Annotated in this window: 10 protein-coding genes; 4 read left to right on the forward strand and 6 right to left on the reverse strand. The window is 70.3% G+C overall.

Features of this window, described 5'->3' with window-relative positions; genetic code table 11:
* Nucleotides 1-55: 55 nt before the first annotated feature.
* A complete protein-coding gene (locus BMZ82_RS30075; protein ID WP_093780553.1) occupies nucleotides 56-1,618 on the reverse strand; it encodes an acyl-CoA carboxylase subunit beta in 1,563 nt (520 codons plus the stop codon).
* A gap of 343 nt (nucleotides 1,619-1,961) precedes the next feature.
* On the opposite strand from BMZ82_RS30075, the gene BMZ82_RS30080 reads away from it, so the two are divergent.
* On the forward strand, nucleotides 1,962-3,044 hold the full coding sequence (locus BMZ82_RS30080) for a S1 family peptidase (RefSeq protein WP_093780554.1): 1,083 nt from the start codon (nucleotides 1,962-1,964) through the stop codon (nucleotides 3,042-3,044).
* Between the two features lie 154 nt (nucleotides 3,045-3,198).
* Here the strand turns inward: BMZ82_RS30080 and BMZ82_RS30085 are convergent, their stop codons facing one another.
* Nucleotides 3,199-4,104, reverse strand: coding sequence for an NADP-dependent oxidoreductase (locus BMZ82_RS30085; protein WP_093780555.1), 906 nt, complete (start codon nucleotides 4,102-4,104; stop codon nucleotides 3,199-3,201).
* A 283-nt stretch (nucleotides 4,105-4,387) separates the two neighbouring features.
* Here BMZ82_RS30085 and BMZ82_RS30090 point away from each other — a divergent pair, with 283 nt between their 5' ends.
* Nucleotides 4,388-4,819, forward strand: a complete 432-nt coding sequence (locus BMZ82_RS30090; RefSeq protein ID WP_093780561.1) for a winged helix-turn-helix transcriptional regulator — start codon at nucleotides 4,388-4,390, stop codon at nucleotides 4,817-4,819.
* Nucleotides 4,820-4,945: 126 nt separating this feature from the next.
* Here BMZ82_RS30090 and BMZ82_RS30095 read toward each other — a convergent pair whose 3' ends face one another.
* Nucleotides 4,946-5,368, reverse strand: coding sequence for an SDR family oxidoreductase (locus BMZ82_RS30095; protein ID WP_256252185.1), 423 nt, complete (start codon nucleotides 5,366-5,368; stop codon nucleotides 4,946-4,948).
* Here BMZ82_RS30095 and BMZ82_RS41365 point away from each other — a divergent pair.
* Nucleotides 5,255-6,022 carry a zinc-binding dehydrogenase gene (locus BMZ82_RS41365; RefSeq protein ID WP_256252186.1) on the forward strand — a complete coding sequence of 256 codons (768 nt, stop codon included), beginning with the start codon at nucleotides 5,255-5,257 and terminating at the stop codon, nucleotides 6,020-6,022. The genes BMZ82_RS30095 and BMZ82_RS41365 overlap by 114 nt on opposite strands.
* 92 nt (nucleotides 6,023-6,114) lie before the next feature.
* Nucleotides 6,115-6,465, forward strand: a complete 351-nt coding sequence (locus BMZ82_RS30105) for an SDR family NAD(P)-dependent oxidoreductase (RefSeq protein WP_256252183.1) — start codon at nucleotides 6,115-6,117, stop codon at nucleotides 6,463-6,465.
* Here the strand turns inward: BMZ82_RS30105 and BMZ82_RS30110 are convergent.
* The 3 genes from BMZ82_RS30110 to BMZ82_RS30125 form a co-directional block, all read right to left on the reverse strand.
* Complete coding sequence (locus BMZ82_RS30110) at nucleotides 6,350-7,261, reverse strand: DNA polymerase Y family protein (RefSeq protein WP_371271324.1); 912 nt, start codon at nucleotides 7,259-7,261, stop codon at nucleotides 6,350-6,352. The genes BMZ82_RS30105 and BMZ82_RS30110 overlap by 116 nt on opposite strands.
* Nucleotides 7,262-7,326: 65 nt before the next feature.
* Entirely contained in the window at nucleotides 7,327-10,752 is a 3,426-nt protein-coding gene (locus BMZ82_RS30115; protein WP_093780556.1) for a DNA polymerase III subunit alpha, read from the reverse strand.
* A 1,042-nt stretch (nucleotides 10,753-11,794) separates the two neighbouring features.
* Nucleotides 11,795-11,905, reverse strand: a 111-nt coding sequence (locus BMZ82_RS30125; RefSeq protein ID WP_143098930.1) for an adenosylhomocysteinase, incomplete at its 5' end; no start/stop codon positions are given.

Consider the following 11,905-nt stretch of genomic DNA (forward strand, 5'->3'; position numbering starts at 1 on the left):
ACGGCTCCTCATGGTGCGGAGGACGGGGAGGGGAGAGAGGGGAGTGGGAAGGGGGTCAGAGGGGGATGTTGCCGTGCCGGCGTTCCGGCATCGGGGCGCGTTTGCCGCGCAGCGCGCGCAGGGCGCGGCAGATCTGCGGGCGGGTGTCGCGCGGGGTGATCACGGCGTCGACGTAGCCGCGCTCGGCGGCGAGATACGGGGTGCCGTACGTGCTCTCGTACGCGGCGACGAGGCGGGCGCGCAGCGCGTCCGGGTCGGCGGCGGCGGCGAGTTCCCGCCGGTGCAGGACGCCGACGGCGCCCTCCGCGCCCATGACCGCGATCCGGGCCGTGGGCCAGGCGAGGTTGACGTCGGCGCCCAGATGCTTGGAGCCCATCACCGCGTACCCGCCGCCGTAGGCCTTGCGCACCACCACGGTGACCTTCGGGACGGTCGCCTCGGCGTACGCGTACAGCAGTTTGGCGCCGCGCCGGATGATCCCGGCCTGCTCCTGACGGACGCCGGAGAGATAGCCGGGGACGTCGGCGAAGGTCAGCAGCGGGATGCCGAACGCGTCGCAGAACCGCACGAAACGCGCCGCCTTCTCGGAGGCGTCGATGTCGAGGACCCCGGCGCGGTGCAGCGGCTGGTTGGCGACGACACCGACGGGCGAGCCCTCGACGAGGGCCAGCGCGCAGATGATGTTGGGCGCGAACAGCTCCTGGATCTCCAGCAGTTCGCCGTTGTCGACGACCGCCCGCAGAATGTCGCGCATGTCGTAGGCCTGCCCGAGCCGGTCCGGCACGACCGCGTCGAGCCGCGCGCCGTCGGCCGCGCCGGGCGCCTCGGCCGGCGCGTACCGCGGGGGCGGCTCCAGGTTGTTGGCGGGCAGGTACGACAGCAGGTCGCGTACGGTGTCCAGCGCGTCGGCCTCGTCGGCGGCCAGGAAGTGGGCGTTGCCGTTGACGGTGTTGCTGGCCCGGGCGCCGCCCAGCTCCTCGGCGCTGGTGCGTTCGCCGGTGACCGCCTCGATGACGTCGGGGCCGGTGACGAACATGTGCGAGGCGCCGTCCACCATCACGGTGAAGTCGGTGATGGCCGGCGAGTACGCGGCCCCGCCGGCGCACGGCCCGAGGACGACCGAGATCTGCGGGATCACACCGGACGCCTTGACGTTGCGGCGCACCAACTCGGCGTAGAGGGCGAGCGAGGCGACGCCCTCCTGGATGCGGGCGCCGCCGCCGTCGTTGAGCCCGACGACCGGACAGCCGGTCTTCAGGGCGAGGTCCATCAGGGCGATCGTCTTCTCGCCGAACGCCTCGCCCATGCTGCCGCCGAACACCGTGGGATCCTGGGCGAACACACAGACCGGACGTCCGTCGACCGTGCCGTAGCCGGTGACCACGCCGTCGCCGTACGGCCCACGGGAGCCGTCCCCGGTGGGCCGGCCCCGTACGAACAGGCCGGTCTCGGTGAACGAGCCCACGTCCAGCAGCAGGTTGATCCGCTCGCGGGCGCCGTACTCCCCGCGCCGGCGCGGCCCGCCCGGAGCCACCGCCCGGGCCCGTCGGCTCTCCAGACCGGCGAGGCGTCCGGCGGTGCCGTCGGGCCCCCGGGACGTTGTCGCCTCTTGCGTCACAGCCACACCTCCGAAAAGTGGCTCTGAATATGGCAGCGGACAGGGGGCGGACCGGGCGGATCGCCTTTCTGTGTGCGGGAGATGAGTCCCCTGAGGGCCGGATTCGTCCCTGGGTGACAACAGACCGCCGACGGACGTGCCCACGCGCGGGTGGCCAACCGGGTGGTGAACGGGGTGGTGAAGGAGCGGAGGGCGCGCGGTGCCCACCTTGTGCGCTTCCCGAGAGCGACCTTGTGTGCTCTCTGTGCGGTTCGCAAGAGTGGACGCCCGTCGACAACCAGCCTTCCGGCCCGGCGCGGTCTCCATCACCGCGCCGGGCCGACCCCCCACAGGAGGACGCGAGTTGAAGCACCGACGCATACCCGGGCGGCAGGCGGTCCTGACAGGTGCGACTGTCGCCGCGCTCGTCGCGGTGGGAGTCACCTTCCAGACCGCGAACGCCAGCGAGCCCGCGAAGACCCGGCAGCCCGCACCCCTCTCGGCCCTCGCGGCCGGAAAGCTCGCCGCGACCCTCGGCGAGGACCTCGGCACCGCCGCGGCGGGCACCTACTACGAGGCCAAGAGCCGGAGCCTCGTGGTGAACGTCCTCGACGCGGCCGCCGCGAAGACCGTCGAGGCGGCCGGCGCGAAGCCTAGAATCGTCGAGAACTCCCTCGCCGAACTGACCGGCGCCCACACGACGTTGAAGGCGGACGCCACCATCCCGGGCACCGCCTGGGTGACCGACCCGACCACCAACAAGGTCGTCGTCACCGCCGACCGCACCGTCTCCGACACCGAGTGGGCCAAGCTCGCCAAGGTCGTCGGCGGACTCGGCAAGGTGGCCGAACTCCAGCGCACCAAGGGGGAGTTCAAGCCCTTCATCGCGGGCGGCGACACCATCGGCGGCGCCGGCGGGACCTGCTCGCTCGGCTTCAACGTGGTCAAGGACGGCGCGCCGTACTTCCTGACCGCCGGGCACTGCACCGACGCCATCTCCACCTGGTCGGACTCCGCAGGCACCGAGATCGGCGCCAACGAGACGTCCAGCTTCCCGGGCAACGACTACGGCCTGGTCAAGTACACCGCCGACGTCGACCACCCGAGCGAGGTGAACCTCTACAACGGCTCGGCCCAGCGGATCACCGGCGCCGCCGACGCCACCGTCGGCATGAAGGTCACCCGCAGCGGCACGACCACCCACGTCCACTCGGGCACGGTCACCGGTCTGGACGCCACGGTGAACTACGGCAACGGCGACGTCGTGAGCGGCCTCATCCAGACCGACGTCTGCGCCGAGCCCGGCGACAGCGGCGGCTCCCTCTTCTCGGGCAGCAGCGCCGTCGGCCTGACCTCGGGCGGCAGCGGCGACTGCACCGCCGGCGGGGAGACGTTCTTCCAGCCGGTGACCGAGGCCCTGTCGGCAACAGGCACCCAGCTCGGCTGACGCCCACCCGACCACGGCTCACGGAAGTCCCGCCCCACATGCGAGGGGCGGGACTTCCGGACGTTCCCGGGTGTCTCCGCAGGCAGGCAACTGCGTTGCCTGGTCGGGGAAGCGACGGGGCGGTGTGCCGGCGTATCTGTGCCATGCCCCCGCTTCAGATGCAGATCACGATCTTTCCGCGGGTGCGTCCGCGCTCGGCGTGCGCGTGGGCGTCGGCGATCCGCTCCAGGGGGTAGGCCTGTTCGATACGGGGTGTGTAGCGGCCTTGCCGGCCCAGTTCCGCGGCCGCGGACAGGAGGGCGGAGTCGTTCTCCGCGTTGACCACATGCGTGCCCAGGCGCTGCCCGCCCGCGTGGTCGGCGACCGTCGCGACGCGCGTCGGGTCGCCCGTGATCGCGACGAGGTCGTCCAGGGATCCGGAGGCCGCGGTGTCGAGCGCGATGTCGACGCCGTGCGGAGCGAGAGCGGAGAGGCGCTGCGCGAGGCCGGGGCCGTAGGTGGTGGGAACGGCGCCGAGAGAGGTGAGGAACTCATGGTTGCGTTCGCCGGCTGTCCCGATCACGGTGGCACCTTGTGCCACAGCGATCTCGACTGCCGCGCTGCCCACGCCTCCGGCGGCGCCCTCGACGAGAAGGGTGCGCCCCGCGAGGGAGCCGAGCGCGTTCAGGCCACGCATCGCAGTCACGGACGCGAGACCGGCGCCCGCGGCCTGCTCATCGTTCCACGTGTCGGGGGCGTGGGCCCAGGCCGAGAGGACGACCAGCTCTGCGGTCGCGCCGGTGACACCGCCCAGCCCGAAGACGCGGTCGCCGATGCTCACCCCCTGCACTCCGTCACCGATTTCGTCGACCACGCCGGCGGCGTCGCGCCCGGGAACGGCGGGTAGCTCCAGGGGAATGAGCTGGTGCAGGGCGCCGGCGCGCAGCTTCCAGTCGATGGGATTGACGCCGGCCGCCGCGACGCGGACGCGGATCTCACCACGTCCGGGGTGGGGGTCGGGGGCCTGCTCGATCACCAGGCTCTCCGCTCCGCCGTATTCATGGAAGCGGGCTGCACGCATAATGTCCTGCCTTGCCTTTATGGGTCGAAATGATGGTGTTCATTCGACGCCCGTCACTCTCATGAGGTGCACATCGGCAAGCCGGCTGCCTTCCGGCCGGAGGGAGGACGGGTGCGGATCGGTGAGGTTGCCGGGCAGGCGGGCGGCCACCCGCCCCGAAAACCACGATCCTGCCCATCGTCGGAATACCTCCCGTTGCGTCGATGCTCCGGAAGATATCCAGAAGGTCGGTCACCAGATGGATACCAAGACGGAGACCGGAGACCGGAGACGGGAGACCTCGATGACGCAACGGCCGCCGCTGCCACCCGACTTGTTCGACGAGCTGTGCCCGTCCTCGCTGCTGCCTTTCCGCTTCGGTGACAAATGGGCACCCATGGTCCTGCGCTGCCTGGACGACGGCCCGCGCAGATATTCCGAACTCCGCGTGCCACTGGGCCGCGTCACCCCGAAGGTGCTCACCCAGTCGCTCCGCGGCTTGGAGCGGAACGGGTTCGTGTCACGCACGGTGCACGCCGACCCGAAACTGCGGGTGGAGTACGCGCTGACACCGCTGGGCCGCAGCATGCTGGAGCCGCTGGCCGCCGCGTGCCAATGGGCGGCCGAGCACTGGGACGAGCTGCTCGACGCCCGCGACGCCCGCGACGCCCGCGATGCCCGAGAGGGCGGAGAGGGCGGAGAGGGCGGAGAGGGCGGCATCTCCTCCATCGGTTGACTCGAACGAACCTGCGTTGGCGCGTGCCGCACCGGACGCCCGAGCGGCGTACGACGCCGTCCATCGGCACCTCGTCGGCGGCGTCGTAGAACCGGGGGGCTATGGCGATCCACCGCAGGGGATCAATCAGACGAGGCCGCCGGCGGCCGCGATCGTCTGGCCGGTGACCCAGCGCGCGTCATCACTCACGAGGAAGCCGACGACGTCGGCGATGTCCTCGGAGCGCCCGAGCCGCCCCAGAGGCGTCTGGGCGATGAACGTGTCGGCGTTCGCCCGAAACTCCGGCGACAAGCCGTCGGTGTCGGTCAGGCCCGGAAGTACCACGTTGACCGTGATTTGCCGGCTCCCCAATTCCTTGGCCAGCACATGTCCGAAATACTCCATCGCCGCCTTACTGCCGGCATATGCGGCGACGCGAGGGTTCGGCACCTTGGTGTGCTCCGTGGAGATGTTGACGATACGGCCCCCGTCGCGAACAAGGTTCGCCGCCTGCTGCTGGGCGCCGGTGTCACCCGCTTCGCTGTGGGCGACGCCGTCGTGGGTACGCAGGAGCGCCTCGACAGGGCGCTCGGCACGCAGGCGGACTATGTCCTGCTTGAGGAGTGGGAGATCGCACCTGCACCGGCAGGAGTCGATCTCGTGGAGCTGGCGACTCTCGGACTGAACGGCACGACGGCGGATCAGGCGCTCGGTGCGCTCGCCCTCGAATCGGGACAATGGCTGCTCGTCACGGGCGCTGCCGGCGGGGTCGGACTCTTCGTCGTCGAGCTGGCGCGACTTCAGGGCATCCGAGTGATCGCGCAGGCGGGGCCGGCGGACGAACAGCTCGCTCTCGACGCGGGGGCCGAGCTGTTCGTCTCGCGAGCGGAGGATCTCGTGCCGACCGTGCGCCGTCTGGTGCCCGGAGGCGTGCACGGCGCGATCGACGCCGCCAACCTTGCCGCAGGCGCGGCTGACGCGGTGCGGCACGGTGGGGGCTTCGCGTCGCTCCTCAACTCGGCGCCGATGTCCCGCCGCGAGGTCACGATGACGAACCTCACGTGGCACACCGATGCCGGGAGGCTCGAACAGCTCGCCAAGCACGCCGCCGAGGGCAAGCTCAGCCTCCGCGTGGCCAAGACCTATCCGCTCGATCGGATCGGCGACGCGCATCGACGGCTCGACGAGGGCGGATTGCGGGGGCGCATCGTCCTGGTCCCTTGAGCTGACTGGCCTCCTTGTCCCATGGACAAGGGGGCAAGTCGGCAAGGGGGCAAGGAAACGCATATGACTCACCGATTCGAGGTCGCACAGTCGTGGTCACCGGTGGCGGCACCGGTATCGGACCGAGCACGGCCGAGCGCCTCGCCGACGAGGGCGCGACCGAGGTGATCGCCGGACGACCCGAAGCGGAACCGGCCGCCGCCGAGCGGCTCGGCCCGTCGGTTCCGCCTGTCCGCGCCGACGTCACCGACAACGACGACCGATGGCCTCGCGATAGCTCTCCGGTTCATGTCCGGTGCTGTCGTCATCGTCGTCATCCCGAAAGGGTCAGGTCAGTCCCGCCGTGCTGGCAGGGCGCACCGCATCGGGCCCGAAGCGGGCCCGAGCTCTGTCGGCTGCGGCCTCGATTCGGCGGGTCTTGTCGTCGTCGGCCCCGAAGGTGAGTTGTCGGGTGGCCGAGTTCGCGTCGAACAGGCCGTCCGCCCGCAGGATGATGCCTCGGACCCTGGCTCGCTGCAGGCCGAGAGCGGCGTGCAACGCGTAGGCGGCGAGGCGTAGTTGTGGGCTGTGCGCGGTGGGCTCCGGCAAGGTGCGGCTGCGTGTGGTCGTCGAGTGATCGGCGTATCGGACGGTCAGGGTCAGGGACCGGCAGACCTGTTGTTCGCTGCGGAGTCGGGCGCCAAGGCGTTCGACCAGGTGGGACAGGACACGGCGCTGTTGGTCGGGGTCGAGTTCGTCCCGCCCGAAACGGTGCTCCGCGCAGAGGGAACGAGGCGGGGCGCCGGGGGTGACCCGGGTGGGGTCGATACCGGCTGCCCGCTGGTGCAACTGCCGCCCGGCGGCCGCACCCAGGATGCGTTGAAGTGTGGACAGCGGGGTGCCCGCGATCGTGTCGAGGGTGGTCAGGCCGTAGGAGGCCAAGGTGCGTACGGTCGCCGGCCCTACTCCCGGCAGGGCGGCAGCCGGTAGGCCCGCCAGGAAGGCGACGATGTCCTGAGGGACATCGGGGATGGTACGGATCGCGCCGGGTGCTCCACGGCTCGCGGCCAACTGGGCGAGCAGCGGGTTGGGGGCGACACCGATCGTGCAGTCGGCGTCGAAGCCTGCGGCAGCGCGCATGCGGATCAGAGCCGCGAGTCCGGTGGCGTCGCGGTCGAAGTGCCGCGTGCTCCCCGACACGTCGGCGAATGCGGCGTCGGGTGGCAGTCCCTGCACGACCGGGGTGATATCGCCAAGCATCACCAGAAGTTGATGAAACGTTTCTTCATGGCATGGGCCGAAGTGGATGTAGAGGATCATCGTGGTCACCCGGCGCTTCCGGGGCTGGAGTGATGAAAGGTTCTTCCGTTGATGGCCGGGGCGCCAGGGGGCTTCAGATCGGCCCAGGGGTGCAGCTCGTAGCCGGTGGGCTGGGTGATGGTCCGGTGTGCGGCGGTCGGACCGGCGGTGGCCGCCGGGCGGGCGAGGCGATCGGCTACGGCGGCAGGCCCTCCGTCGCGATACAGGTCGATGAGTTCGGCCAGGTCCCAGGCGGCGATGCCGGTGATACTGAGGGCGCGCGGTGGACGTCGGGCTACCGTCCCGCGCACCAGCAGCAGGCCGCTGTGGAAGACGGTATGGGCGCAGCGCGCGTGACTGTCCTCGAAGAATGCCAGGTCGGACAGGCCGCTGGGATCGTCGAGGGTGGCGAAGATGACGCGCCTGCCGGAGCGGACCGGCGGAGTCTGGGTGGCGACCTTGATGCCGGCGACCAGGACAGGGGTGCCATGCCGCAGGTGCGGCAGGTCGGCGGCGGGGGTCGCGCCGATGTCGGCCAGCAAGGACCGGTGGTCTTCCAGCAGGTGCCGGGAGATGTCCATGCCGAGTACGTCGAGTTCCGCGGCGAGCTGCTCGGAGGCGCTCATGACCGGCAGTCCCGCCGCGGTGCTGCCGTCCCCCGGCGTGTCGAGGCCGTTGTCCATGGGGAGTTGTCCCGAGGTGGAGTCGCGATCTCGGGTGGATCGGTGAAGCTCGGCGATCTGTAGCAGCAACTCACGCCGAGGTCCGAAGGCATCCATCGCCCCGACCTGGGCCAGGCGTTCGGCCAACGGCCGACTGGGCCGGGCGCGCTGCCAGAAGTCGCCCAATGAGGTGTAGGGCCGCGCGCCGGTGATGCGCTCGGCCTCGGCCTCGGTGATGCCCCGCACTTGGGACAGACCAACCCGAACTCCCCACTTACCAGACACCAGTTCGATTGTGTGTGCGGACTGTGAGTGGTTGATGTCGGGCAACAGGAGAGGGACCCCGTGCCGACGGGCATCCGCGGCCAGGACTCTCTTGTGGTACATCCCCGGGTCGTGGGTGAGCAGTCCGGCCAGCAAAGCCGCCATCCGGTGAGCCTTGAGCCAGCTTGACTGGTACGCGGGCTGCGCGAATGCCGCTGCGTGCGCTTTCGCGAAGCCGAAACTTCCAAAGCTTTCCAGGATCTCCCATACCTCTCGGATGACCTGCGCCTGGTAACCGCGGACACGGGCCTCGGCGGCGAACCAGGCCCGCATGCGGCCGCGCCGGTCCGGTTCGGACAGTGCCCGGCGAGCCTCGTCGGCCATTCCACGGTCGCAGCCGGTCATCATGGTCATGATCGCGATGACCTGTTCATGGAAGACCACCTGCCCTTTGGTCTCCTCCAGGATCGGCTTCAGGTGCGGATGCGGATAGCGGGCCCGGGTCCGGCCGTCGCGGGCCTCGATCATCGGGCTCACCATGTTCGCGGCCACGGGGCCCGGCCGGAACAAGCTGATGTCGATGATCAGGTCGAGGAACGACCGCGGCCGCAGATTTCTGACCAACTCGCGCTGGCCTGGGCTTTCGAGCTGGAACGTGCCCAAGGTGTCACCAGATGTGATCAGGTCGTAGGTCGCCGGATCGTCGGGCGGCACCTGCGCCGGGTCGTCCAGGTCGAGGCGTTCGCCGGTGGCCCGCTCGATCTCGGCGACGGCGTGGGCGAGCGCCGACTGCATCCGCACACCGATGATGTCGATCTTCGGATGACCGGTGTCCTCGATGTCCTCCTTGTCGAACTGGGCCATCGCGATGCCCTCGACAGTGGTCGGCATCACCGGAGTGCGCGCGAGCAGCCCGGCGTTGGACACCAGGAGTCCACACGGGTGCATGGCGGCCTCGTGCGGCAGGCCGTCCAGCATTTCCACCAGCTCCCACAACCGGCCGTGATCCTCACCGGCGACCTCGCGGAGCTCCGGCAGTTCGGTCAGCGCCGCCCGCGCGTCCCGGGCCCGGATGTGAGGAAACGCCTTGGACAGCTCGGCAGCCCGATCAGGGGCCACACCCCGCGCCCGCGCCACGTCCTCGATCGCCCCACGCACCCGGTACGTCTTGTACACCGCGAGCGTCGCCACTCTCGCGGCCCCGAATCTCTCGCGTACCGCCTGATAGACCTCGAGCCTCCGAGCCGACTCCACGTCCAGGTCGATGTCGGGCAGCGCGGATCGCCGCGCGGACAAGAACCGCTCCATGACCAGGCCGTGCGCCACCGGATCGACCGGACTGATCCCCAGGAGGTGGGTGACCAGCGACCCCACACCCGAGCCACGCGCCGCGACCCGGATGCCCAGCTTCCTGGCCTCCGTCGCGACCTCGGCGACAGTCAGGAAGTAGCCGGCGAAGCGGTGTCCGGCGATGATCCGAAGCTCATCCTCCAGCCGGTCCCATCGCGCCGCTTCCCGGTGATAGCCGCGGTTCATCATGCCTGCCGCGCACTGTTCGGCCAGCACTCGGTCAGCCGACTCCGCGGTGGCACCCACCAGATCGGGCTCCGGCAGATTCAGCCGCCCCAGCCCGAACGCCTCGCCCGGATCGACCACACAGGACGCCGCCGTTTCCTCGGTCGCTTTCAGTAGCTGCTGTGCCTCGGCCCCGCGTCCCCCCATCGCCTCGGCGACCTGCCCGGCTATCCGTTCCATCTCTCCGGCGTCCTTCAGCCATCGCTGCCCGCTGTCCAGCCGTGCCGCGTCCCGGCTGTCGATCGGTACCAGCAGGCGCGCGGAATCCAGGATGTCGGCGACCTCCCGTTGGTACGGGTCGGCATAGCGCACGTTGTTGGTGAGAACGGCCTCCACCTGCTGCTCGGCGGCGAAGCCTGCCATTCGTGCGGCCAGCCGCAGCGATCCCGGTCCGGTGCCGGGCCGTCCGTGGCAGACCACTTCCAGCCGCAGTGCCTCCCCGAACCGCTCCCGCCATGGCTCCAGCAGCAGCGCCGCTCGGTCGGGCCGCCCCGATACCAGCGCGCGCCCCACCTCGGAACCCGCCCCGAGCAGCACGAACACCCCATCGTCGCCGCCGGCCAGGTCCTCCCATCGGATTCCCTCGGCCGACGCGGTCGATACCAGACGGCACAGCTCGGCCCAGCCGGATGCGGACCGAGCCAGGAACGCCGCTCGGAAGGGGGCTTCCGTCACAAAGGCACCGCCCTTGGCCGGAGTGCGCTGCCGTTCCGTCCCGGGCAACCGGGATCCCGGCACGCCGGGAACCGCCAGATCAGTACCGAACAGAGGTCGCACTCCAGCTCGCTCGCACGCCTTCGCAAAGCGCACGGCGCCGGCAAGGGAGTCCCTGTCGGTCAGCGCGAGAGCGTCCAGTCCGCGTTCCGCTGCCCGCTCCACAAGCGCATGCGGATGGCTGGCCCCGTAGCGCAAGGAGTAGCCACTGGCGACATGGAGATGCGTAAACGACATACACACCTCCTGGTACCCACAAGCCCCCCTCCGTCCGCCTCATCCCTCGAGGTCATCACCATAACTCAAGAGTCGCACATTCGTTCGATCACCGCATCCGGGGCAACCTCGCCCCTTACGCGATGGGCATGCGGCCGGGGTGGCCGGCCTCGAATCGACATCTGGAGACGCGCAAGCTCCCCGGTTCGGAAGCGGCCATCCGCTCGACAGCCACCGCATCGCCTACACCCGGCCGCTCCCCGGACCTCTCCGTGCTGCCCGACGAGCCGGGCACGGGGTACCTGCTGGACGTGGCCGCGGAGATCAGTCTCTGGCGCAACGTGGGCACCTTCGCGGAACAGAGGCTGAAGGCGCTGTACGGCATCGACAGCAGCGCCGGGCTCGCGGGCAACCGCATGCCGGCGGCCATGGCCGCCGACGCCTCCGCACCGGGAGACACCACCTGTGTTCTCCTGGGCCAAGCGGCCGACTGGTGGTATCCGCGGCCGGTCACCGCTCTGCCCGGGATCGGCCGCACCACGGCGCAGACGCTACGCAGGCACGGCCTGCACACCATCGGGCAGGTCGCCGAGCTGCCCGCCGGAACCCTGCGGCGACTGCTCGGCGCAGGGTTCCGCCCGGCTGCCGGCCGAGCGCGCCCGTGGCCACGACCCACGCCCGGTCACCCCGGTGGAACCCGCGGCGCACCTGGTCGCCGACCTGGCGCTGGACCGGGACTGCCTCGACCCGGCACAGCATCACCGGGCAGTCCCGGGCCTCGCCGACCAGACAGGCCAACGCCTGCGCGGCGAACGCCGGATCACCGGTCGGCTCACCCTCACCGCTCAATCGATGCCCCGGACGATATGTGTCTCCTCCGCATCGTCCTCCGGCTCAACTGCCGGGCGGAGTGGGGGCACAAGGGTCTCGATCCCGGCGTTGTCCGGTGCTTCGTGCACGCTGCTACCTCCTACTGGAACGTGGGCCGAACCGCTGAGCCCGGCCCAACCGGCAAGCGGGTACTGCTTGAGAGCAAGGACCACGGACACAACCGCGCTGTCAGTCAGTAGCGGTACTGGTCCGACTTGTACGGGCCGTCGACCTCGACGCCGATGTACGCGGCCTGCTCGGGGCGCAGGGTCGTGAGCTTGACGCCGAGGGCGTCGAGGTGGAG

The organism is Streptomyces sp. yr375 (genome assembly GCF_900110755.1).
In the GTDB taxonomy this organism is placed as follows: Bacteria; Actinomycetota; Actinomycetes; order Streptomycetales; family Streptomycetaceae; genus Streptomyces.